The 23,813-nt window shown below is 61.0% G+C and carries 21 protein-coding genes, 1 tRNA gene and 1 pseudogene; 6 read left to right on the top strand and 17 right to left on the bottom strand.

Annotated features, from left to right (window positions below):
• The first annotated feature begins 61 nt into the window (after nt 1-61).
• The 3 genes from ABID44_RS01210 (at nt 62) to ABID44_RS01200 (ending at nt 3,396) form a co-directional block, all read left to right on the top strand.
• Nucleotides 62-1,843 (top strand): glucan ABC transporter ATP-binding protein/ permease, encoded by a 1,782-nt coding sequence (locus tag ABID44_RS01210; RefSeq protein WP_354149853.1) that lies wholly within the window; start codon nt 62-64, stop codon nt 1,841-1,843.
• 67 nt (nt 1,844-1,910) lie between these two features.
• The gene (locus ABID44_RS01205; protein WP_354149852.1) at nt 1,911-2,663 is read left to right on the top strand and encodes a heme ABC transporter permease; all 753 of its coding nucleotides are present in this window, start codon (nt 1,911-1,913) and stop codon (nt 2,661-2,663) included.
• 43 nt (nt 2,664-2,706) lie between these two features.
• A complete protein-coding gene (locus ABID44_RS01200) occupies nt 2,707-3,396 on the top strand; it encodes a D-lyxose/D-mannose family sugar isomerase (protein WP_354149851.1) in 690 nt (229 codons plus the stop codon).
• 362 nt (nt 3,397-3,758) lie between these two features.
• Here ABID44_RS01200 and ABID44_RS01195 read toward each other — a convergent pair whose 3' ends face one another.
• The 9 genes from ABID44_RS01195 to ABID44_RS01155 all read right to left on the bottom strand — a co-directional run bounded on the left by ABID44_RS01195 (nt 3,759) and on the right by ABID44_RS01155 (nt 13,325).
• On the bottom strand, nt 3,759-4,577 hold the full coding sequence (locus tag ABID44_RS01195) for an MBL fold metallo-hydrolase (RefSeq protein WP_354149850.1): 819 nt from the start codon (nt 4,575-4,577) through the stop codon (nt 3,759-3,761).
• On the bottom strand, nt 4,574-5,374 hold the full coding sequence (locus tag ABID44_RS01190) for a TatD family hydrolase (protein WP_354149849.1): 801 nt from the start codon (nt 5,372-5,374) through the stop codon (nt 4,574-4,576). The genes ABID44_RS01195 and ABID44_RS01190 overlap by 4 nt, the downstream gene beginning before the upstream one ends.
• Nucleotides 5,374-6,924 (bottom strand): methionine--tRNA ligase, encoded by a 1,551-nt coding sequence (metG, locus tag ABID44_RS01185; RefSeq protein WP_354149848.1) that lies wholly within the window; start codon nt 6,922-6,924, stop codon nt 5,374-5,376. The genes ABID44_RS01190 and metG overlap by 1 nt, the downstream gene beginning before the upstream one ends.
• 90 nt (nt 6,925-7,014) lie before the next feature.
• Nucleotides 7,015-8,055 carry a DNA polymerase III subunit delta' gene (locus tag ABID44_RS01180; RefSeq protein ID WP_354149847.1) on the bottom strand — a complete coding sequence of 347 codons (1,041 nt, stop codon included), beginning with the start codon at nt 8,053-8,055 and terminating at the stop codon, nt 7,015-7,017.
• The gene (gene tmk / locus ABID44_RS01175; RefSeq protein ID WP_354149846.1) at nt 8,052-8,726 is read right to left on the bottom strand and encodes a dTMP kinase; all 675 of its coding nucleotides are present in this window, start codon (nt 8,724-8,726) and stop codon (nt 8,052-8,054) included. The genes ABID44_RS01180 and tmk overlap by 4 nt, the downstream gene beginning before the upstream one ends.
• 43 nt (nt 8,727-8,769) lie before the next feature.
• Nucleotides 8,770-9,936 (bottom strand): D-alanyl-D-alanine carboxypeptidase family protein, encoded by a 1,167-nt coding sequence (locus tag ABID44_RS01170; protein WP_378226708.1) that lies wholly within the window; start codon nt 9,934-9,936, stop codon nt 8,770-8,772.
• A gap of 90 nt (nt 9,937-10,026) precedes the next feature.
• Complete coding sequence (locus ABID44_RS01165; protein ID WP_354150180.1) at nt 10,027-11,217, bottom strand: septal ring lytic transglycosylase RlpA family protein; 1,191 nt, start codon at nt 11,215-11,217, stop codon at nt 10,027-10,029.
• 210 nt (nt 11,218-11,427) lie between these two features.
• On the bottom strand, nt 11,428-12,618 hold the full coding sequence (locus tag ABID44_RS01160; protein ID WP_354149845.1) for an acetyl-CoA C-acyltransferase: 1,191 nt from the start codon (nt 12,616-12,618) through the stop codon (nt 11,428-11,430).
• A gap of 617 nt (nt 12,619-13,235) precedes the next feature.
• Nucleotides 13,236-13,325: transfer RNA gene (locus tag ABID44_RS01155), tRNA-Ser, on the bottom strand.
• 233 nt (nt 13,326-13,558) lie between these two features.
• Here ABID44_RS01155 and ABID44_RS01150 point away from each other — a divergent pair.
• On the top strand, nt 13,559-14,206 hold the full coding sequence (locus tag ABID44_RS01150) for a TerC family protein (protein WP_354149844.1): 648 nt from the start codon (nt 13,559-13,561) through the stop codon (nt 14,204-14,206).
• 22 nt (nt 14,207-14,228) lie between these two features.
• Here the strand turns inward: ABID44_RS01150 and ABID44_RS01145 are convergent, their stop codons facing one another.
• The 7 genes from ABID44_RS01145 to pcsA all read right to left on the bottom strand — a co-directional run bounded on the left by ABID44_RS01145 (nt 14,229) and on the right by pcsA (nt 21,713).
• On the bottom strand, nt 14,229-14,870 hold the full coding sequence (locus ABID44_RS01145) for a glutathione S-transferase family protein (protein WP_354149843.1): 642 nt from the start codon (nt 14,868-14,870) through the stop codon (nt 14,229-14,231).
• A 132-nt stretch (nt 14,871-15,002) separates the two neighbouring features.
• Nucleotides 15,003-16,070 carry a BMP family ABC transporter substrate-binding protein gene (locus ABID44_RS01140; protein ID WP_354149842.1) on the bottom strand — a complete coding sequence of 356 codons (1,068 nt, stop codon included), beginning with the start codon at nt 16,068-16,070 and terminating at the stop codon, nt 15,003-15,005.
• 43 nt (nt 16,071-16,113) lie between these two features.
• Entirely contained in the window at nt 16,114-17,088 is a 975-nt protein-coding gene (locus ABID44_RS01135) for an ABC transporter permease (protein WP_354149841.1), read from the bottom strand.
• Nucleotides 17,088-18,194: an ABC transporter permease gene (locus tag ABID44_RS01130; RefSeq protein WP_354149840.1), complete on the bottom strand. Its 1,107-nt coding sequence runs from the start codon at nt 18,192-18,194 to the stop codon at nt 17,088-17,090. The genes ABID44_RS01135 and ABID44_RS01130 overlap by 1 nt, the downstream gene beginning before the upstream one ends.
• Nucleotides 18,194-19,786, bottom strand: a complete 1,593-nt coding sequence (locus ABID44_RS01125; RefSeq protein ID WP_354149839.1) for an ABC transporter ATP-binding protein — start codon at nt 19,784-19,786, stop codon at nt 18,194-18,196. The genes ABID44_RS01130 and ABID44_RS01125 overlap by 1 nt, the downstream gene beginning before the upstream one ends.
• Before the next feature lie 116 nt (nt 19,787-19,902).
• Complete coding sequence (locus ABID44_RS01120; RefSeq protein ID WP_354149838.1) at nt 19,903-20,880, bottom strand: quinone oxidoreductase family protein; 978 nt, start codon at nt 20,878-20,880, stop codon at nt 19,903-19,905.
• Between the two features lie 5 nt (nt 20,881-20,885).
• A complete protein-coding gene (gene pcsA, locus ABID44_RS01115) occupies nt 20,886-21,713 on the bottom strand; it encodes a phosphatidylcholine synthase (RefSeq protein WP_378226788.1) in 828 nt (275 codons plus the stop codon).
• Between the two features lie 194 nt (nt 21,714-21,907).
• On the opposite strand from pcsA, the gene ABID44_RS01110 reads away from it, so the two are divergent.
• The gene (locus tag ABID44_RS01110) at nt 21,908-23,134 is read left to right on the top strand and encodes a UbiH/UbiF family hydroxylase (RefSeq protein ID WP_354149837.1); all 1,227 of its coding nucleotides are present in this window, start codon (nt 21,908-21,910) and stop codon (nt 23,132-23,134) included.
• Nucleotides 23,135-23,186: 52 nt separating this feature from the next.
• Here ABID44_RS01110 and ABID44_RS01105 read toward each other — a convergent pair.
• Nucleotides 23,187-23,369: pseudogene (locus tag ABID44_RS01105) on the bottom strand (AEC family transporter); the annotation flags it as partial.
• A gap of 117 nt (nt 23,370-23,486) precedes the next feature.
• Here ABID44_RS01105 and hspQ point away from each other — a divergent pair.
• Nucleotides 23,487-23,810: a heat shock protein HspQ gene (gene hspQ / locus ABID44_RS01100; protein WP_378226786.1), complete on the top strand. Its 324-nt coding sequence runs from the start codon at nt 23,487-23,489 to the stop codon at nt 23,808-23,810.
• Nucleotides 23,811-23,813 lie beyond the last annotated feature (3 nt).

The raw sequence follows: 23,813 nt of genomic DNA, 5'->3' as shown, positions 1-23,813 counted from the left end.
TGATTTCATACGTTTCCAGGCATGGTGCATTGCACAATGAGCGGTTCGGTGGAGTAAGCGAGTGTCCCTTCTGCAAGTCTACTGGAGAGCGCTCGGCTATCTGGCCGCCGACGGCAAACGGGTCGCGCTGATCTGCGGCGCGAATGTCACTCTCGCCATCGTCGCCATTCTTGAGCCGATCATGTTCGGGCGGATCATCGACGCGATTTCCGACCGCGTTGACGTGGTGCCGCCACTCGTAATCTGGGCGGGTCTCGGCATATTCAATATCATCGCCTTTGTTCTTGTGGCGCGTGGAGCGGATCGCTTCGCCCACAGGCTGCGCGGCACGGTGCTGTCGCAGTCCTTCGAGCGGATCATCAACATGCCGCTCGCCTGGCACCATACCCGCGGCACCTCCAATTCGCTTCATACGCTGCTGCGCGCCGTCGAAACCCTGTTCACGCTGTGGCTGGAGTTCATGCGCCAGCACCTTTCCACCGCCGTGGCGCTTATGCTTCTGGTCCCAACGGCTCTGACGCTCGATTTGCGCATGTCCATGGTGCTGCTGGTGCTGGGCGTCATCTACTATGCTGTCGGCCGTCTGGTCATGCGAAAGACGCGGGAAGGGCAGGCGAGTGTGGAACGCCATTACCATCAGGTGTTCGCGCATGTTTCCGATTCTGTCAGCAACGTCGCTGTGCTCCAGAGCTACAACCGCATCGGACACGAGACGGCAGCCCTGAAGCGTTTCATCGGTGAATTGCTGGACGCGCAATATCCTGTTCTGGACTGGTGGGCGCTGGCGAGCGCCATGCATCGCCTGTCTTCCACCATTTCGATGATGGTGGTCCTGCTGATCGGTTCCTATCTGGTCATGCAGGGGCAATTGCGGATTGGCGACGTCATTGCCTTCACCGGCTTCGCCACACTGCTGATCGGCCGGCTCGACCAGTTGTCCACCTTCGTCAACCAGATCTCGGAAGCCAGGGCGAAGCTCGAAGAATTCTACCGGATGGAAGACTCTGCCCTCGAAGTCAGGGAGCCCGCCGGGCTGCGCGAGATCGGCCGGGTTACCGGCCATGTGCGTTTCGAGAATGTCAGCTTTGAGTTCCCGAATTCGGGGCAGGGGTTGGACGAGGTTTCCTTCGAGGTCGCCGCCGGGCAGACCGTCGCCATTGTCGGCCCCACCGGCGCCGGCAAGACCACGCTCATCAATCTCCTGCAGCGCGTATTCACGCCGCAGCACGGCCGCATCCTCATCGATGGCGTCGACACCCGCACGGTCACGGCCCGTTCGGTGCGAAACTGCATCGCCACCGTGTTTCAGGATGCCGGCCTTCTCAATCGTTCCATCGAGGAAAATATCCGCATCGGCTGTGCCGACGCGACCTATGAAGAGGTTCATGCGGCCGCTCGCGCAGCTGCGGCGCAGGATTTCATCCTTGGCAAGGGCGAGGGCTACGACACTCTCGTCGGCGAGCGCGGCGGCCAGCTTTCCGGCGGTGAGCGCCAGCGCATCGCCATCGCCCGCGCCGTTCTGAAGAACGCGCCGATACTCGTCCTCGACGAGGCGACCAGCGCGCTCGATGTCGAGACCGAGGAACGGGTGAAACAGGCCATCGATGAACTGCGTCGCGGCCGCACCACCTTCATCATTGCGCACCGGCTGACCACCGTTCGCGACGCCGATCTGGTCGTGTTCATGGACAAGGGCAGGGTGGTCGAAATGGGCGGCTTCGCCGAACTTTCCCTGCGCAACGGACGTTTCGCGGCTCTGCTGCGTGCCGGCGGTCTTCTCAACGATGAAGAAGTCCGACGCCTGTCGCGCATCTCGGCGGTGGAAGATAACGCCGCGGCATAAGAGGCGCTTCCCCTTGGCCATAGCAGGCTGTTGCTTCCCGGCGTGCTGCAAGGTTATGTAGCTTGTCATGACCGCTTCCCGCACCCGCATGTCCAGTTGGCTGGACCTCGCCAATCCAACCCGGTTTGTCGGCTTTGCCGACAGGGTCGTTCCCTGGCTGACGGGCGCCGCCTGCCTTGTCCTGGCGGCGGGGGTCTATATGAGCTTCTCCGCGCCGGAGGATTACCAGCAGGGAACTACGGTTCGCATCATGTACATCCATGTGCCGTTCGCGTGGCTCTCCATGATGTGTTACGCAGTCATGGCGGCGGCGGCGCTCGGCACGCTGGTCTGGCGGCATCCGCTCGCGGATGTGTCTTTGAAATCGGCAGCTCCCATCGGCGCCTGCTTCACCGCTCTGGCGCTCGTCACCGGCTCGATCTGGGGCAAACCCATGTGGGGAACCTGGTGGGTGTGGGACGCGCGTCTCACCTCGGTTTTCGTGCTGTTTCTGATGTATCTCGGAATAATAGCCCTTACGCGTGCTCTGGAAGACACCGGCAAGGCCGCGTGGGCGGCCGCCATCATCACCCTGATCGGTTTCGTCAACATACCGATCATCAAGTTCTCGGTGGACTGGTGGAACACGCTGCATCAGCCGGCCTCGGTGTTCCGTATGGATGGACCGACCATCGACGGCAGCCTGCTTCGCCCGCTGCTGGTTATGGCGATCGGCTTCACGCTGCTGTTCTTCGCCCTGCACATGGTTGCGATGCGCACTGAAATCAATCGGCGGCGCATCGCTTCCATGCGCAAGCTGGCGGCGCGGGGAGAGCGTTGACCTTCGAACTGGCGGCTGGCTGAATACACCGACGGGAGGGAACATGAAGCGCTCGAGAGTGAACGAGACCATCCGCGAGGGTGACGCCTTTATCCGCTCCTTCGGCTACGTCATGCCGCCTTTCGCCTATTGGTCGCCCGGAGAAATGCAACAGCGCAGAACTGTTTCCGCCGGTGTTTTCGACGGACGGCTGGGTTGGGACATTACCGATTACGGGCAGGGGAAGTTCGATGAGCTGGGGCTCTTCCTGTTCACGGTCCGCAACGGCCGTTTTGAGGACATGAAGAAGGGCGTCGGCATGCTCTATGCCGAGAAGATCATGATCTCACGTAAGGATCAGCTCTCGCCCATGCACCGCCATGTCATCAAGGCGGAGGACATCATCAACCGTGGCGGCGGCAAGCTTGTTCTGGAATTGTTCATGCCCGACGAAGAGGGAGGCATCGACCTTCATGCCGAGGTGACCGTTCCGGTGGATGGCTCCATTCGCAGGCTTCCGGCAGGCGGCCTTCTCAAGCTCGATCCGGGAGAGAGCGTGACGCTGCTGCCCGGCGTATGGCACGCTTTTTGGGCCGAAGGCGCGGACGTTCTTATCGGCGAAGTCTCAACCGTGAACGACGACCTCACCGATAACGTCTTCCGTGACCCCATCGGTCGCTTCTCGGAGATCGAGGAGGATGTTGAGCCGGTTCATCTTCTGGTTTCGGACTACCAGAAATGGCTGACAGACTAATGGCTCCGCGAACCCGTTCCGAGGGCTGACCATCATACTTTCAGTGCACGGCGCGCTTCTCTTTAGCTGAAGGCCGACTCAACGCTGAACGCAGGGGCATTGGACCACAAACAAAAGTCGCATAACATGTATTATGGAACTATTTTGTGCGCGGAGGATTGAGAATGGCCGCTTTCCCACTTTTAATCGCAAGTCTTAAAGACCTCGCCTGACATGCCATGTTTGAGCCCGCGTGCGGAGATTTGTGCGCGAACCAGCAAGGTTGCAGGAAACAGGAACCCAGGGTTTCCGACGCTGTACGAATGGACAGCTATAATGGATTGCTCCAACTTGCGTCGCCGTTGGGGGAGAAATCCCCAGCATCAATCTGATATTATTGGAAATTCCAACATCATGCCGTCATAGGCCGGCTGAACGTGGTCGGGCGTTTCCGCCCGGACCGTCTCATAGTCCAGCGGAATATGCATGTGCGTCAACACAGCGTTCTTCGGTTCGAGCCGTTCGATCCATTCCAGCGCTTCGCCAAGCGAAAAATGGCTGGGATGCCGGCGGTATTGCAGAGCGTCGATGACGAGCAGATCGAGATCGTTCAACCGCATGGCGGTGGCCTCCGGGAAGGCGCTCACATCGGGGCAATAAGCGACATTCTCAACACGGAATCCAAGGGAAGTGATGTCGCCATGCACCTGTGGCAACGGCTCGAAGGTGAGGGAGCCGCCCTCTCCTTCTACAGTCACGGATCGACCATGGTCGATGTTGCGCGCCCATAGGATCGGCGGATAAGCGCTGCCGGGCGGGGTTTCAAAGCAATATCCGAATGCTTCACGCAGGCGCGCCATGGTGACAGTGTCGGCATAAATATCGATAAGACGTTTCTGTTCGAGGACATAACCACGCAGATCGTCAATGCCGTGAATATGGTCGGCATGGGCGTGTGTATAGATCACCGCATCGATATGTCTGACACCCGCCATTAGCATCTGGGCACGGAAATCCGGGCCAGTGTCGATCACCACGACAGTGCGTCGGCCGTCATCCCTGATGCGCTCGAACATTGCTGCCGCGCGCATACGGCGGTTTTTCGGATTGGCAGGATCACACGCGCCCCAGTCACCCGTGATGCGCGGCACGCCCGGGGACGAGCCGCATCCGAGTATGGTCAGGCGCAGCCGGTCGCTCACGCCTCGAGCGCCACTTGATCCGGCTTCGGCATCTTACTGAAAAGCCTGAAGAAATTATCTGTCGTCAGCTTCGTGACCGTCTCGTTATTGACACCGATAGTGTCGGCGAGAACGGACGCTGTGTGCGTCACAAAAGCAGGCTCGTTGCGTTTGCCGCGATGCGGAATGGGGGCAAGATAAGGTGCGTCGGTTTCCACCAGCAGCCGGTCATGCGGCACAGCAGCGGCTATATCGCGAATATTCTGTGAGTTCCGGAAGGTCAGAATGCCGGAGAATGACACATAGCCGCCAAGCTCGACGCCAATCTCGGCCAGCCGCTTGCCTGACGAGAAGCAGTGCAGGACGAAAGGAAAGGGCCCCTTCTCCGTTTCTTCCACCAGAATGGCGGCGACATCCTCGTCGGCCGCTCGTGCGTGAATGATCAGCGGCAGTCCCGTTTCGCGCGCAGCCGCGATATGGGTGCGGAATCCCTTGGCCTGCGCCTCCCGCGGCGCGTAGTCGTAGTGATAATCGAGACCCGCCTCGCCGATTGCGACCACTTTGGGATGGGTCGCCAGCCGCACCAGTTCATCCGCCGTGACGTCCAGTTCCTCGGCCGCGTTGTGCGGGTGGGTTCCGACCGAACAATACACCTCGTCGTGAGCCTCCGCGATTTCGCGAATCCGGGAGAATTGCCGCACGCGAGTGGAAATCGTCACCATGCGTCCAACGCCTGCTTCGCGCGCGCGCGCGACAATGGCGTCCCGCTCATCGGCGAAGTCTGGAAAATCCAGATGGCAATGGCTGTCGACCAGCATCAGGCGGCCTGCTCCGGCTCCGCATAGCGCGGGAAAACCGGCTGCGGCGCCGGTAGCGGCGCCCCCGGCGCCAGAACCTCCAGCGTATCGATCCTGTCGAAGCCGCGCGCATCGTTCCCGACTGCAAGCAGGTCGAGCAGTTTTGCGGCGGAACCGGGAATGAACGGCTGGCACAGGATGCCCACGCGACGGATGACCTCTGCCGTCGTCCACAGCACGGTTTCCATGCGTGCCGGGTTGGTCTTCTTCAGCGCCCAGGGTTCCTGCCCGGCGAAATAGCGGTTGGCTTCCGCCACCACGCCGAAGATCGCCGCCAACGCCTGATGAATCGCTTGCTCGGACATGGCTTTGCGCGCGGTCGCCAGAGCATCCGCCGCCTGCGCGAGGATGGCGCTGTCCGGGTCCGTCAACTCGCCGCGTGCCGGAACCGTACCGCCGCAATTCTTGGCGATCATCGACAGCGAGCGCTGTGCAAGATTACCGAGATCGTTGGCGAGATCGGCGTTGGTGCGGTTGACGATCGCCTCATGGCTATAGCTGCCATCCTGCCCGAACGGAACTTCGCGCAGGAAGAAATAGCGCACCTGATCGAGGCCGTAATGCTCGACCATCGTGAATGGGTCGATCACGTTGCCGAGCGATTTGGACATCTTCTCGCCGCGGTTGAACAGGAAGCCGTGACCGAACACGCGCTTCGGCAGTTCAATGCCTGCGGACATCAGGAAGGCCGGCCAGTAGATGGCATGGAAGCGCACGATGTCCTTGCCGATGACGTGTGCATCGGCAGGCCAGAATTTCCATTTCGCTTCGTTTTCATCGGGATAGCCAAGCGCGGTGATGTAATTGGTGAGGGCGTCCACCCAGACATACATCACATGCGTCTCATCACCTGGCACCGGCACGCCCCAGTCGAATGTGGTGCGCGAGATCGACAAATCCTTCAGCCCCGAGCGGACGAAGCTCGCCACCTCGTTGCGACGCTCGGCCGGCCCGATGAAGTCGGGCTGGTTTTCGTAAAGGTCCAGCAGCCTGTCCTGATAATCGGAGAGACGGAAGAAATAGCTCTCCTCCTCCACCCATTCGACAGGCGTGCCTTGGGGCCCGTAGCGTACGCCGTCCTCGCGCAACTCGGTTTCTTCCTCGCCGTAATAGGCCTCGTCGCGCACGGAATACCAGCCGGCGTACCCGCCCTTATAGATGTCGCCCCTGGCGGCCATCGCCTTCCAGATCGCCTGCGAGGCCTTGTAGTGGCGCTCTTCCGTCGTGCGGATGAAATCGTCGTTCGATGCGTTGAGCGCCGAAGCCATGCGCTGGAACTCGGCAGCATTGCGGTCGGCCAGTTCACGAACGGAAATGCCCTCCTTCCTGGCCGTTTGCAGCATCTTGATGCCGTGCTCGTCAGTACCGGTGAGGAAAAACACGTCCTTGCCGTCGTAGCGCTGGAAGCGCGCCAGCGCATCCGTGGCGATCAGCTCATAGGCATGGCCGATATGCGGCTTGCCGTTCGGGTAGGAAATGGCGGTGGTTATGTAGAAACTGTCGCGCGACATGAAATGGACCGTCTTGAAGCCTGCAAATGAGGAATGTGGGGTGGATATAGCATCGGAACGGCTAACGCCATCCCGCGGCAAGGCGGAGCATCACATTCGAAATGCAGAATTCAGGCGGTCGATCATCGAAAGCGCGTGCTGCTTCTTGTCGAGGTTGTAGGTTTCCATCTCGATTATCGCATCGCGCGCTTCCTGCCAAGCGTCTGCAAGCGATTTGGCGCGGGCGAGATCGCCGGCAAGTGCGGCCTGTCGCGCTTCTTCTGAAAGCAGGTCCAGAGCGTGGCGATTGAAGATGTCGAACGGAACGGCGCCGTCGCGACCTGCGACCACATCCGCGAGCTTGTGCGCAGCGCCGATTTCGTAATGCGCCGACCGCTGCAGATTTTCCAGCGCCCCGGCGATCTCCAGCCCGCCATATTGCGAAAGCAGAATGGCGTTTCGCACGCTGCCCCCTGCCCGCGCCAGCAGATTAGCGTCACCGGCGTGCTGCCCTAGCGCTTGCATCACCTGCCCCAGACCTTGCGGCTCCAGCGGCGACAGACGGACTACCTGACAGCGGGAGCGGATAGTGGGCAGCAGCGAACCCGGCGCATGGACGATGAGGATGAACAACGTGCGGGTCGGCGGCTCCTCAAGGTTCTTCAGCAACGCATTGGCGGCATTGGCGTTCATATCGTCCGCCGGGTCAACGATCACCACGCGATAGCCGCCGTCATGCGAAGTCAGCGACAGGAAGCCGCCCACCTTACGGATTTCGTCTACGGTGACGACAGACTTGAAAGCCTTGGTGCGCTCGTTGAGCGGACGGGTGAGGTGCAGGACCGCGGGGTGAGCGCCTTGCGCGATCTGCCGGAACAGCGGCGACGCAGGATCGGGAACGGCAAGTTGCGCCGGCGAATCTTCATGGCGTGGATATTTCAGAAGATGATGGGCAAGATGGAAGGCGAGCGTCGCCTTGCCTATCCCCACCGGGCCGACGAACATCAGCGCATGCGGCAGCTTGCCGGCGCGATAGGCGCCGACCAGCATGTTCGCGGCCTCCTCATGCCCCACCAGAAGCGGTGTTTCGGCGGGTTCGGGCACGCCGTCCAGCGTGTCGTGTTGTTCGGGTGCAAGGCGTTCGAACATCACTTTGCCGCACTCCGCGAATTTGCGGCGGTTGCGCGCTCGGCGAGCTTTGCGAAAACCGCTTCCGTCACCGCATCCTCCACGGCGTGGGGCGAGGCGGCCGCATCGATGACGACGCAGCGCTCAGGTTCGGCGTTCGCGATGGCGAGAAATGCCTCGCGGCGTCGCCGGTGCGTATCCACGGTTTCCTTCTCGAAACGGTCCGGCGCATCGCCGGCGGAACGGCGCGCATTGGCGCGCTTCAGACCCTCGACCGGATCGATATCGAGGATGATGGTCACGTCCGGCATCATGCCGTTGACCGTGACCTTCTCCAGCGCCCCCATGAAGTCGGACGGCAACCCGCCGGTTACACCCTGATAGACTCGTGAGGAGTCGACGAAGCGGTCGCACAGCACGATCGCGCCGCGCGCAATGGCGGGACGGATGAGCTGTTCGACGTGATCGGAACGCGCGGCGGCAAACAGCATCGCCTCCATCTTTGGCCCGAGTTGTTCGGCTGCTCCCGACAGGATGACATGGCGAACGGCTTCCGCACCGGGGGAACCGCCCGGTTCGCGCGTAACGACAACGTCATATTTCTTCGCGCGCAGCTTCTGCGCCAGCCGCTCGATCTGAGTGGACTTGCCGGCCCCTTCCCCACCTTCGAAGCTTATGAAGAATCCCTGGCGCACTGGCTGATGTTTCGTTCCGTTGTCGCGGTATCGCTACCGCTTATCAGCGCAGCCAGCCGATGGCCAGTTCCTTGAGCGCATCGAATGCCCGGCTGTGGAGTTCGCCCACCTCGACCGTCTCGGCTGCATAGAGCGGCATTTCCTGGCTCAGCGTGTCGCCGATCCATATACGCAACGCGCCGACGTGCTGACCTTCTTCCACAGGCGCGGGCAATGGTCCCTGATACACGATACGGGCCGTCAGCTTGTCGCGATGGAACGTTGGCAAAAGCAGGTCCACCGGCCCTTTTGCCTTCAGCGGCACGCCGCCTTTCGTCCCGCCATAGACCTGTGCAGTGCCGACCACCTCATCAGCCGCAAAGATTTCCGTCTTCTCGAACGAGCGCAACCCCCATTCCAGAAGCTTGCGCGCCTCTTCCGCCCGCTCACGGTCGGAAGACATCCCGCTCAGCGCGGCAATCACACGCCGGCCGTTCTGGTGGATTGCGCCGACAATGGCGAAACCATTCTGTTCGCTTGCGCCGACGGCCAGCCCCTCCGCACCTATATCCATGGCCAGCAATGGATTGCGGTTGCGCTGGTTGATCTTGTTCCAGGTGAAATCCGTTTCCGCAAACAGCCGATAGAGATCCGGGTAGGTTTCCTGAAGGTGACGGGCAAGCTGCACAAGTTCGCGAACTGTGGTCATCTGGCCTTCAGCGGGCAATCCGGTGGCGTTGACGAACACCGATTTCTGCAAGCCAATCTTGCGGGCGCGCTCCGTCATCTGGAACGCGAAACCGGTTTCCGAACCGGCGATGCCTTCGGCAATAATAATGCAGCCGTCGTTGGCTGCCTGCACGGCGATGCCGCGCATCAGATCCTCAAGCCTGATGCTGGAACGGACTGCTGCGAACATGGTGGAGGTGCGCGATGGTGCGCCGCCGGTGCGCCACGCATTTTCGCTGACGACAAAGGTATCGTCGAGCGCCAGCCGGCCGGATTTCACCGCATCGAACGCCATTTCCAACGTCATCAGCTTGGCCAGCGAGGCAGGCTGGATCGGCGCGTCGGCATCCTTGGCGAACAGCACGCTGCCGGTCTCGGCATCGACCATGAAAGCCTGCGTCGCCTTGGTTTCGAACAGTTGCGCAGAAGCCACGCCTGCCCCAAGGCAAACGCTGGCCAATGCGATCAGGCCAAAAAACTGCGCGCGCAGGAAAGATGACATGGAGAATGCGCCCGTGCTGCCTTTGCGGATAGTGGTTCAAGCTAGCAGGGCGTCGCGTCGTGAATCAACTGCTATGCAGCGTTGCGACGATCAGTTGCGAACCCTCAGCGCATCCGGCGCGCCGTTCGCCCACGCCGCCTGCAGCATGGCGTCGGCATCGGCGCGGCCATCGCCGTAAAGCTCCACGGCGTACCATCCCCTGCCCTCTGACGCGGACTGCCTGATCGACACCTTTCCGAACCCGGAAAGGCGCTTGGCGAGCTGGCGCGCCTCTGCGTCGCTTTCGAAGGAACCGGCTGCTATATAATCCGCGCCCGGCTGCCCCGTATTGCTGCGCTTCCACGACGCCGCCACTGCTTGCGAGGTCAGACCACCACGGTCCACGGCGGCAAATGCGTGCGCGGCGGAAGCGACGCGTTCATCCGCATAGGAAAGCGTCGCTAGCGCGAAAGGCGAGTCGGATGGAAGGCTGGAATCCGGGCGAATAGGCACGATCGGGCCATAGTCCGGCAGTGAAACGTCTCCGAAAGCCAATGTCTGCTGTGCGCCGGCCGCCTGCGTCGGAAACGGCACACCACGGATGCCGCCAGCGCTCGGCGTCGAACCACTCATGGCGATCATCACGCCTGTCGGCAGACCGATCGACGGATCGGGAGCGCGGTTTCCTGGATGATAGGAGGCCATCAGATAGGGTTCGTCATCGCCATCGAGAGGCGCGCGGCCGACATATTCGACCTTCACCTTCGCCGTGCCGGCCATGCGATAGCCCAGCATATCGGCGGCGCGTTTCGACAGATCGATGACACGGTCGCCGTGATATGGTCCACGGTCGTTGACGCGTACGACTACCGAGCTGCCGTTCTCGACATTGGTGACGCGGGCATAGCTCGGTAACGGCATGGTGGGATGCGCCGCCGTCAGATGTTCCTTGTCGTAGATCTCCCCATTGGCCGTCAGGCGCCCATGGAATGCGTCCCCGTACCAGGATGCGGAACCCGTCCTGGCGTATTTGGGATCTTCCTTGGGATAGTACCATTTGCCGGCCACCTGGTAAGGTTTTCCGACCTGATCGCGCCCGCCGCCCCGCTTGATCTTCGAGCCATGCGCCACGCGCGGGCTGGCCTTCACGCCATATTTGGATTCGGGGAAATATTCCTTGGAACGTGACTTGACCTGCTCCTTGGGCTGCGGCGTTCCGCAGGCGGCCAGAGCGATCGCCGATACGGCAAAGGACATGATTGTAAGAGTGCGACGAAAACGCTGCCGCGCCACGACCTGCATCAAGACGATCCCCTGACTTCAGGAAGGAGGTCACACAAACAGGATCGCTCGCAGTTCGCGTCGATCCCGAGCATGGCCTTCTGCTTCCGCTCAAGGCCATTTGCGCAGGAATTTCTTAGCGACCTGTTAACCGATTGTGGCGGGAAGCGGGCATCTTTGTGTCGCTCGGGAATCGCATCTGTAGCTGTTCAGGCGTCCGCTTCGCGCCGGTCAGGACAACAGCTCGATCGCCACTGCGGTCGCTTCTCCGCCGCCGATGCACAGGGAGGCGACGCCGCGCGAAAGACCATTCCTTTCCAGAGCCGCCAGCAACGTGACCATCACGCGCGCGCCGGAGGCGCCGATCGGATGACCGAGCGCGCAGGCTCCGCCATGAATGTTGACGCGTTCATGCGGCAGGTCGAGGTCGCGCATTGCGGCCATGGCCACGACCGCGAACGCCTCGTTGATTTCAAACAGGTCCACATCGCCGATCACCCAGCCAGTCCGTTCGGACAGCCGGCGAATGGCATGGACAGGCGCGGTCGGGAACTTCGCCGGCTGGTCGGCATAGGTGGCGTGCCCGACAATCACGGCGCGCGGCGTCAGCCCAAGCCGGTCGGCTTTCGAGCGGCGCATCAGCACCATCGCCGCCGCACCGTCGGAGATCGAACTGGAATTGGCGGCGGTTACAGTGCCACCCGAACGAAACGCCGGTTTCAGGGTCGGTATCTTGTCGAGCCGCGCCTTGCCGGGCTGTTCATCGATTGCGATGCTGCGCTCGCCTGCACGCCCTGTCAAAATCACCGGTGTGATTTCGCTCTCGAACGAGCCGTCGGCGATAGCGGCCTGGGCGCGGTTCAGGGAGGTTATGGCGAAAGCGTCCTGTTCTTCGCGGGTAAAACCATACTCCGCCGCGCAATCCTCGGCGAATGTCCCCATCAGTCGTCCATGATCATAGGCATCCTCAAGCCCATCCAGGAACATGTGGTCGAGCACCTGCCCATGCCCCATGCGGTAACCCTGACGCGCTTTGGGCAAGAGGTATGGTGCATTGGTCATGCTCTCCATGCCGCCGGCAACGACGATTTCGGCGCTGCCCGCCAACAGAAGATCATGCGCCAGCATGGCGGCCTTCATGCCGGAGCCGCACATCTTGTTGATGGTGGTGGCGCCCGCGGCGCGGGTGATGCCTGCGCCCAGCGAAGCCTGCCGCGCGGGCGCCTGCCCCTGCCCGGCGGGCAGCACGCATCCCATGACAACTTCATCCACCGCCTGAGGGTCCGCGCCGGCCCGTTCCATCGAGGCGCGGATGGCCGCAGCGCCAAGCTGCGAAGCCGTGGCGTCGGACAATTCGCCCTGAAACGCGCCCATGGGCGTGCGCGCGCAGCCGACTATGACGATTGGATCATGTTCGCTCACAATTTGCTCCCTGCACCGCGCGAAACCGGCATCAACCCTGCGGGGCCGACCGACCCCACCTATACAGCTTGCGCTGGCGGTTGGGTACAGGGCTATCGAGGTCTTCGCTGGTCCTTCATCGCTGAATTTGGTCTCGGCGCTCCAAGCTCGGGGGCAAGCGGATTGCGTGTTCGGCTGATTGTCGCGCCGATCATGACCGCAACCACCGGAGCGATGTAAGTCGCGGTGTACGCCTGGCCTTTCGAGGATGAAGTAAAAGGTGACGAACGCCCCCGTCTGTTCCCAACACTCCCAGCCCGATCACCGCTATTACGACAATCACCAGGAAGGGTTTTGCGAAGACGCGAGGAAAACGCTTCGCTCCTACACCCCGGAATATTTTCGCTGGTTCAAGATAATCGACTAGCTATCGATATCGGCCTCAGATCATCAAATCTGAGGGCGTAGGCCGAAGTCGGGTGCATGGCTGAATGTTCGCAGCGACCTTTGACCGGCGCTAACAGGTCACGATTGTGCGGATTACTGCTACAGACAACGACGCTGATCGGTTATTGGGGCAGGCGTTCGCTATGGCAAGCTGCCAACAAACTCACAGCCGATTGATTTTATTGATGCAATGGCAGAGGGGGTGGGATTCGAACCCACGGTGAGCTTGCACCCACGCCGGTTTTCAAGACCGGTGCCTTAAACCGCTCGGCCACCCCTCCCCGCACCAGCGCATCGGCGGCGGTTCAGACGGCATGGCTTTAGCGCCGAGCGTGCCGTCCCGTCAACTCGTTGACGACATTGAAAACTGCATAATCTGCATGCTGCCGGTCTTCTTTCGGATCAGGATGAATCTTCGCGACAGTTGTACGTTGAAGCCGGGACAACTCTTGACGCCATTGCTTGCGAGGCGTACCCCCGCAAAATTCCCCCAACAGAAAACGGCATTCTGACGATGGAAATCTTTACCGCGGCTGGCTTCACTGCGCTCCTTCAGGTGATTTTCATCGATCTCGTCCTGGCCGGGGACAACGCCATCGTCATCGGACTCGCGGCGGCTGGGCTTCCGGCGGATCAGCGCAAGAAAGCCATCCTGATCGGCATTCTGGCCGCCACGGCGCTGCGCATCGCCTTCGCGATCGTCGCTGTTCAGCTTCTCGCCATTCTGGGCCTGCTTCTCGTTGGCGGCATCCTGCTTCTCTGGGTTTGCTGGAAGATGTGGCGGGAACTGCGCACCTCTCCTGAAGATGAAGCGGAAGCCGCCGAGGCGCTGGCCAACGGTCAGCAGCCGGCAGCCGGCAGGGCTCCGCGCAAGACGCTGATGCAGGCTGCGGTCCAGATCGTAGTAGCCGACGTGTCTATGTCGCTGGACAATGTGCTGGCCGTCGCCGGCGCGGCGCGCGACCACTTTACGGTGCTCATCGTCGGCCTGGTATTTTCGATCGCACTGATGGGGCTTGCAGCGTCTTTCATCGCGCGTCTTCTGCACCGCTATCGGTGGATTGCCTATATCGGCCTGCTCATCATCCTCTATGTCGCCCTCGACATGATCTATCGGGGCGGGATGGAAGTGTGGCCATATGTCAACGGCGCGCTGAGCTGATCCGCGATCGCCGTCCTCGTGCTCAAGGCGACTGAAATTGCGGTGGCGGCGTAACCTGCTTCGCCAGTTCCGCTTCCTTTTCAGCGTATCGCCGATAGGCGGGACGGTCGAAGGCGCGGGTCACGTATTCCCGGAAAACCGGCAGATCCGGCAAGACCTTCAATATATGCATCGTGAAGTGGATGCCGGAGGCGAGCTGCGTGTCGGCTGCGGTAAAGCTGTCCCCCACGGCATATGACTGGTTTGAAAGAACTTTTTCGAGATTGGCCACCATGTCTTCGAACAGACCGAACGAGAAGCTGTTGCCGCCTTTGTAACGCCAGCCCTGAGCGCGTGCCGCGATGACCGGATCGAAAACGGAATCGCAATAGACAAGCCGCGTCAGATAAGCTGCACGCCGGCTGTCGCCGATTGGCGGCGCCAGCCCCGCTTCGGGGAAGGCGTCGGCCAGATAGATTGTGATCGCCGCGCGTTCGGTAACGATCGCGCCGTCATGGGCGATGGCGGGAACCTTCTTGTTTGGCTGGATGTTGCGATAGCTCTCCGGAACGCCCTCCGGGGCGCGAATGTCGATCAGCTCGATTTCATAGGGCTGCCCGATTTCCTCCAATAACCAGAACACGCCGGAGGAACGCGACCATGGCATGCAGTAGAAGGTGAGCATCTGAAACCCTCCGATGTGACTCCTTCATATCATCTTTCATCCTGATCCGGCATTCTTCAGTCCGCAGGCAGAACGCCCGGCAACAAAAAGGGCGCCCCTATGGCGCCCTTCCCGTTCAACATCGCGACCTGCTTATTGCGGCAGCTTGTCGTCGATGCCTTTGACGTAGAAGTTCATGCCAAGAAGGGTCTGATCGTCCGCGACCTCGCCTTCCTTCAGCCACTCCGAGCCGTCCTGCTTCGCGACCGGGCCGGTGAAGGGATTCCAGCCACCCTTGATTTTTTCCACAGTGGCTTCGGCTTCCGTGGCGACCTCATCCGGAACGTTGGTGTAAGGCGCCATGTAGATGATGTTGTCCTTGAAGCCTTCCCACAGGCTCTCGGCTTTCCAGTCGCCATCCATGGCCGCCTTGACGCGGCTGACATAGTACGGGCCCCAATTGTTCACCACAGCGGTGAGTTGCGCCTGCGGAGCGAACTTGGCCATGTCGGCTGCCTGACCGAAGCCATGAAGGCCACGCTCCTGCGCAATTTGCAGCGGCGCGGTCGAGTCCGTGTGCTGCACGATTATGTCCGCGCCCTGGTCGAACAGCGCCTTGGCGGCGTCTGCTTCCTTGCCCGGATCGAACCAGGAATTGATCCAGACGATCTTCAGCTTGAAATCCGGATTGACCGACTGTGCGCCGAGCATAAAGGAGTTGATGCCCATAACCACTTCCGGAATGGGGAACGAGACAATATAGCCCGCCACCCCGGCCTTGGACTGCTTGGCGGCGATCTGCCCGCTGACATATCGGCCTTCATAGAAGCGGATGTTGTAGACACCCATGTTCTCGGAGGTCTTGAAGCCCGTGGCGTGCTCGAACTTCACGTCAGGGAATTTTTTCGCCACCTCCAGCTCGGCGTCCATGAAACCGAACGAGGTTCCGAAGATGATCTTGCAGCCGTCGCGGGCCATGCGCTCGAAGGAGCGCGCCGCATCCGGGCCTTCGGAGACGTTTTCGAGATAGGCCGTTTCCACCTTGTCGCCGAATTCCTTCTCGACTTCGAGGCGGCCCTGATCGTGCTGGAACGAGAAGCCGAAATCGCCTATCGACCCGACATAGATCCAGCAGGCCTTGAACTTCTCCTGCGCCTGCACAGGGGCGGTCAGAGCCAATGCGGCGGCCGCCGTCATCAGGCCTATGAGTCTTTTTCTCATGTTGTTCTCCATCTGAGGTTTAACTTCCACCGTGCCGTTTCTTCTATCGCTCCGGCACGAAAGGCTGGGCCAGCGAAGCCGGCGTGTTCATCATCGTTAGCCGCTTGTTTCGGGAAATCAACACGAGCACCACTATGGTCGCGAGATAGGGCAGCGACGACAGGAACTGCGATGGCAGCGACTTGACGAGAGCGATCGGCTGGTAGATCAGCCAGGATGAATTGGCGAAGCTCGACAGGTCGATGGCCTGCACATGCAACTGGCCGATCCAGATCGCTCCAAAGATATAAGCTCCCGCCAGAACACGCCATGGCCGCCATGAGGCGAACACCACCAGCGCCAGCGCAATCCAGCCACGCCCTGCACTCATATTCTCAACCCACTGGGGGGTGTAGACGAGCGACAGATGTGCGCCTGCAAGTCCCGCGCAGGCGCCGCCGAACATTACGGCCAGATAGCGGTAGCGGATCACGCTTATGCCAAGCGCATGGGCTGAGGTGTGGCTGTCGCCAATGGCGCGCATGGTGAGCCCCTTGCGGCTCCTGAACAGAAACCACGTCACGGCGACCACCAAAGCTATCGACAGGTAGAAAATGGGATCCTGCCCGAACAAAAGACGGCCCACCACGGGAAGCGAGGTCAGGCCCGGAATGTCCAGATTGGGCAGGCGCTGGCCCGGCAGACCGACGAAACTGGTGCCGAGCATACCCGACAGGCCGAGGCCCAGAATTGTCAGCGACAGGCCGGTCGCCACCTGATTGGTTGCGAGCGTCAGCGTCATGAATGCGAACAGAAGCGAGAACAGGACGCCGATGATTATGGCGGCGAGCACGCCGATCCATGGGGAACCGGTGAGATAGCCGGCCCCGAAGCCGCCGACAGCGCCCATGATCATCATGCCTTCGACACCTAGGTTGAGGACGCCGGCGCGTTCCGCCACGAGTTCCCCGATAGCTGCGATAAGCAGAGGCGTAGCGGCAGTGGCGATCGTCAGGAGGATGCTGACCCAGATATCCATCAATGCGCTCCTTCCTGAGCGGCAAGCGTTTCCGGGGCGGGATCCTTCCGGCCCATGATGCGGATTCGGTAGTGGATGAGCGTGTCGCAGCCCAGCACGAAGAACAGCAACATCCCCTGAAACACGCGCGCAAGCTTGTCGGAGACACCGAGTGATGACTGCGCGGCCTCTCCTCCCAGATAGGTGAGGCCGAGCACCAGCCCCGCCGCGATGATGCCGAGCGGGTTGAGCCGGCCAAGGAACGCCACGATGATCGCGGCAAAGCCGTAACCGGGAGAGATGACTGGCTGAAGCCGGCCGATCGCACCGGAAACTTCCGAGATGCCTGCAAGGCCCGCCAGAGCCCCGGAAAGCATGAAGGCGAAGAACACCATGCGGTTGAGGCTGAAGCCGGCGAAACGCCCTGCCCTCGGGCTCGACCCCAGAACGCGCACCTCGAAGCCCTTGAGCATGCGGCTCATCATCAGCCAGACCAGCACCGCCGCGACAATCGAAAGGATGAAGCCCAGATTGGCGCGACCGGAATCCAGAAGTTCCGGCAGTCGTGCAGTACTGCTGAACTGCACGGTCTGCGGAAAATTGTAGCCCATGGGGTCTCGCCACGGTCCGCGCACGACCCAGTCGAGGAAAAGCTGTGAGACATAAACCAGCATGAGACTGGTCAGAATCTCGTTCGTATTGAAACGCGCCTTCAGAAGAGCCGGCACGCTGGCATAGGCCGCTCCGCCGATCATACCCATCAAAAGCATCAGCGGCAGGAGATAGACTCCCTCAAGGCCGGGATAGAGCACCGGCAGGACCGATCCGGCGATCGCGCCGATCGTGAACTGCCCCTCTGCCCCGATGTTCCAGATATTGGCGCGGAAACATACGGACAGCCCTACGGCGATCATGATCAGCGGGGCGGCCTTGATCGCCAGTTCGTGCAACTGCCACACTTCGGTCAGCGGCGAGACGAAATAGGCGTAAAGCGCTTTGGCGGGATTGACGCCCAGCATCGCGAACATGATCGCGCCCGCGATGACGGTCAGCGCAAAGGCGATGAAGGGCGACAGCATCGAAAACAGCGCCGAGCGCTGGGGACGTTTGACGAGTTCGATGCGCATCAGGCGACCTCCGCCGTTTCGGCGATATGCGCGGTTGCGGCATGGCCGGGTTCGGCCCCGCCCATCAGCAGGCCGATCTGCTCATAGGTTGCCTCGGCGATCGGCATCTTGGCCGACAGTTCGCCATTGTGCATGACCGCGATGGCGTCCGAAATCTCGAAAAGCTCATCGATATCCTGACTGATGACCAGCACCGCCGAGCCATTGCGGGCGAGTTCGATCAGCGCCTGCCTGATGTGCGCCGCCGCGCCCGCATCGACGCCCCAGGTCGGCTGGTTCACCACCATGACCGCCGGCTTGCGGTCAAGCTCGCGCCCGACAATGAATTTCTGGAGATTTCCGCCGGAAAGCGAGGCCGCCTCGGGATCGGGCGCGCTCTTGCGTACGTCCATCATCCCGATGATGCGCTGCGCGGCGCTGTAGATCGCATTTGCCTCGATCATGCCGGTCCGGCTCACGAACGCCTTGCCATCGGTGGCATGACGCGAAAGCAGCAGATTTTCGGAAAGCTTCATCCGCGGCGCGGCGCCGTGGCCCAGCCGCTCTTCCGGCACGAAGGCCGCACCCAGAAGCCGACGTCCACTGATATCGAGCCCGCCGACCTCACGGCCACGTATACGCACCGAAGCCCTGTCCGGCTGGCGAACCTCACCCGATACAGCCTCGAAAAATTCGCCCTGTCCATTGCCGGCCACGCCTGCGATGCCGACAACCTCGCCTGCCCGCACCGAAAGATTTATGTTTCTCAACGGGATAGAAAAAGGCGTTGCAGGCGTGCGGTTGAGATTGGCGATTTCGAGCAGCGACTGGGCCTTTTCCATGCCCTCGGCTGGCGGGCGCTCAACGCTGCGAACCTCCGATCCGACCATCATACGCGCCAGTGACGACGCCGTTTCCTCGCGGGGGGTGCAGTGGCCGACAACCTTGCCATGGCGCAGAACAGTCGCCCTGTCGCACATCCGCTTCACCTCCTCGAGGCGATGCGAGATGTAGAGGATCGACTTACCCTCGGCGCGCAGCCGCTCCAGCGTTTCGAACAGCTTGTCGGCCTCCTGCGGGGTCAGGACCGATGTCGGCTCATCGAGAATGATGAGGTCCGGCGTCTGCAACAGGCAGCGAATGATTTCGATACGCTGACGCTCGCCAACCGAAAGATCGCCAACCAGCGCGTCCGGGTCGAGCGGCAGCCCATAGCTGTAGGAAAGCGCCCGCGCCTTGGCGGCGATCGTGCCGATCGGCGCGCCGTCATTCAGCGAAAGCGCAATGTTCTCAGCGGCCGTAAGCGCCTCGAACAACGAAAAGTGCTGAAAGACCATGCCAATGCCGAGCTTCTTGGCGACGCCCGGGCTGGTGATATGTACAGGCTGACCGTTCCAGAGAATTTCACCTGAATTTGGCTCGAGTGAGCCAAACAGCATCTTGACCAGCGTGGACTTGCCAGCGCCGTTTTCCCCCAGCAGCGCATGAATCTCACCCCTGGCGATGCCAAGGTCGATACTGTCGCAAGCCTTCAGGGTTCCGAATATCTTGGTGAGGCCGCGAACCTCGAGCAGGTTCGCAGCGCCTTCATGTAAATGCACAGTGCCTCCCATCTGTCGCCAGATATGTTCTGTGTTCCCGCAGACATGGTAGGCACGGCCGCAGTCTCGCGCAAACTAATAGTTCCGTTGAAAGACCTTCAAGAAAGTGAGTGGCATTCGACGCCTGATTACGGAATCAGTACTGTCGTTCCTGTCGTTTTACGCGCTTCGAGGTCAGCATGAGCCTGCGCGGCGTCGGCGAGCGCATAGCGCTGATTGATCCTGATCCGCACAGCGCCGGACAACACCACGTCGAAGAGCGCCTTCGCCGATTGCTCCAGTTCCGCGCGCGTTGTATTGTAGGAGAACAGCGTCGGCCGCGTCGCATAAAGCGACCCCTTTTGCGCAAGGATTCCGATATCGAAAGGTGGTATCGGACCCGAAGACTGGCCGAAGGATATGAATGTGCCGAGCCTTTTCAGGCAGTCCAGAGATCCGGCGAAGGTGTCCTTGCCGACAGAGTCGTAGACAGCATCGCATTTCCCGCCTTCCGTTATACGCGCCACCTCCTGCACGAAATCCTGCTGGCGATAGTCGATGACGTGATGGAAGCCATGGTCGCGCGCGAGGGCCACCTTTTCCGGTGAACCGGCGGTGCCGATCACAGTAGCGCCGAGATGGTTCGCCCACTGGCCAAAAATGAGCCCCACCCCTCCGGCCGCGGCGTGGTAAAGCACGGTGTCGCCGGGTTTCACCCTGAAGGTGCGCCGCAACAAATATTCGACCGTCATACCTTTCAGCATCATGCCGGCCGCCTGCTCGTCGCTAACGCCGTCAGGGATCGGCACGACCTGATCGGCGGCCACCACCCTCTGCTCCGCATAGGTTCCAAGACGCACCACATAGGCGACGCGATCCCCCGGCTTGAGCCCATCAACCCCCTCACCCACCTCCTGAACGACGCCAGCGGCTTCGCCGCCGGGTGTGAACGGCAAACCGTTCGGGGCAGGATAGAGGCCGGTGCGATGATAGACGTCGATGAAATTCACGCCGATGGCGGTGTGCCTCACGAGAACTTCGCCACGCCCCGGCCTGCCCGGATCGACATCTTCGAGGACAAGGACTTCCGGACCGCCGTGATTGTGGATGCGGATCGCCTTTGACATGTGTTTCAGACCCTTTTTGCGCCGAGATGCGGGAAAATCTGCATGATGGCGCCAATGCAAAACAGGTATAGCCCGGTTATGGTGATACCCACTTTGGTGAACTGGCTGACATTTTCCGCCAGGACCCCGAACTGGCTGTAGAATTCCGCCAGCGCCGATTCCGCCAGCGCCAGTATGCCGAAGGCGCACCACAGCAGCGTGACCGTGAGATTGACCGGGCGCAGCCGCCTCACCCGTACGGGGTGGAGAAAATTGACCGGCACGAAGGTCAGCAATCCACAAATCACCACGACGCCGAAGGACACCCATTCTCCCGGCCCGACCACGAACAGGGTGAACACCACCATGTTCCAGACCACAGGGAAGCCCTTGAAGAAGTTCTCCTTCGTCTTCATGCCGGTATCCGCGTAATAGATCGCGCTGGACACCACGATGATGGCGGCGGACAGGAAGGACAGCCCCTCGCCCATCAGGCCGAACTGATAGAGCGCAAAGGCGGGAATCAGCACATAGGTGACATAGTCGATGATGTTGTCGAGTAATTCGCCGGACCAGGTCGGCAGGATTTCCTTCACTTCCAGCTTGCGTGCGATGGGGCCGTCTATACCATCGACGAACAGGGCAAGTCCGAGCCACCAGAACATCGCCGTCCAGCGCTCCTCGCTGGCCGCCACGAGCGAGACGAAGGCGAGGAATGAGCCGGACGCCGTCAGCAGATGAACCGAAAAGGCGCGCGCCTGCGGCCAGGTCACCTTTTTTCTCGGCCTCGGAATCCGGTCCCTGATCTTCCTGCCGGTCGGTTTGCTGTCCACGGCCATCGGTCCATCTTGCATCGGCATCTGTAATCCCTCTTGATCGGCCACCAGCCAGCGGGGGTCAATGCACAAGTGACGACAAGTCCGAAGGCCACACAGGATTTCTCGTCTGACATGCATGAATAGCAAAGGTTTCGCTTCACAGCTGAAAGGTCGCGTTGAAGAAGACGGCCTACAGGGCGTATATCTCAACCGACAAAGGAGGCTTCGACATGCCAACGCCCGCCGCGCCTGCCCGATCCGACGCCAGAATCCTTGTCGCAGGAACCGGGCCGGCTGGCCTGATCGCGGCGCTCGCCTTCGCCGATGCGGGCTTTGGCGTAACGCTGGTTGGCCCGGACGTGAATATCCGTGACGGGCGCACCACGGCGCTGATGAATCCGGCGCTTGCCCTGCTCGATCGCGTGGGGGTGCTGAAAACGCTTGCGCACAATTCCGCGCCGCTCAAGGTCATGCGGATCGTCGACGGTACGTCGAGGCTCATCCGCAGCCCAGCAGTGACTTTCCATGCAAGCGAGGTCGGCGAACACAGATTTGGCCTCAACATCCCGAACTCCGTCATGGTCGCGACGCTCGCTGAAGCCGTGGCCGTCAACCCAGCGATCGAATGGAAGAAAACGCTGGTCGAAAGCTGGGATTTGCGATCCGAAGCGGCAGCGGCCCATCTCGCGGACGGCAGCGCCGTGGAGGCGAAACTGGCGGTGGCGGCAGATGGACGCCTGTCGCCAGCGCGTGAAGCAGCAGGCATTTCGGTGTCTTCGCGCCCGTTCCCGCAAGCTGCATTGGTGTTGAATTTCGCTCACACCGTCGACCACAACTTCACCTCGACAGAGTTCCACACCGAGACCGGACCGTTTACACAGGTTCCGCTGCCCGGACGCCGCTCAAGCCTCGTCTGCGTCGTTGGGCCCGAAACCGCGCAGCAACTTGCCGCGCTGGATGTCGACGCGTTGTCCCTGCACATCGAGCGGCGCATGCAATCCATGCTCGGACGCGTGACAGTCGAACCGGGCAGCCAGATCTATCCCCTTTCGACCTCGACACCGTGGCGCTTCGCCCACAACCGTGTGGCTCTGGTGGGCGAAGCCGCGCATGTGTTCCCGCCAATCGGCGCGCAAGGCCTCAACCTTGGCATCAGAGACATTACCGATCTTGTTGAAGTCGCTTCGCAAAACCCCACCGATCCGGGCTCTCCGAAGGCGCTGCTCACCTACGACCTCAAGCGCCGACCGGACATCGTGGCGCGAACCAGCGCGGTGAACCTTCTCAACCGCTCGCTGCTTTCCGACATGCTTCCGGCCCAGATCGCGCGCAGCGCCACGCTCGGCGTTCTCGGACGCTTTGCGCCGGTTCGGGCTTTCTTCGTGCGCGAAGGCTTGCAGCCCGGCAGCGGGTTCTCCGCGATTGCCGGCTCGTTGAGGGAACAGGTCCAGCGGTAGAAACCCGCTGCGGATGCGGTGGAGAAAACCGATCCGAAGATGAAGCCCAATCGGCCAGTTCCTTAAACGGTGTTTTGACCAGAAGCTGGAAGAAAAGCGCAGGCAGCGCGACATAGATGATGAAGGTGTTCATCCAGCGCAGCGCTTCAATCGGCTGGCGCGTCAAGCGAGCAACGGCAAAGCCGATGAAAATCAGTCCGAAGAATGGAAGTACGAGACTGGCAATATCCGACATTGAGTTCCCCGCGCCGGTTTCACCGGCCGTCGATTTCACCAGAGCAGGCGGATAACCCTGCGCAGGATTGAATTGCCACGCACCATGAGCCAAATAAGGGTTATGGAAAACGAGAACATAAAAACAGCCAAATTCTCGATCGGACAGGTGGTTCGCCACCGCCTGTTTCCGTTTCGCGGCATCATTTTCGATGTTGATCCGCAGTTCGCCAATTCCGAGGAGTGGTACCAGGCGATACCCGCCGGGGTTCGCCCGAGCAAGGACCAGCCCTTCTATCACCTGCTGGCCGAAAACTCGGAGACCGAATACATCGCCTATGTCTCCGAGCAGAACCTGTTGGAAGATGTTTCAGGTGATCCTGTGCGGCATCCACAGATCCGCGAATTATTCCTGAAGACGCAGGACGGGCATTACGAGCCCCGATATCAGATTCGCCATTAGGGC

Source organism: Aquamicrobium ahrensii (genome assembly GCF_040545755.1).
Classification (GTDB): Bacteria; Pseudomonadota; Alphaproteobacteria; order Rhizobiales; family Rhizobiaceae; genus Mesorhizobium; species Mesorhizobium ahrensii.
This window is presented reverse-complemented; position numbering and strand designations above follow the sequence as displayed.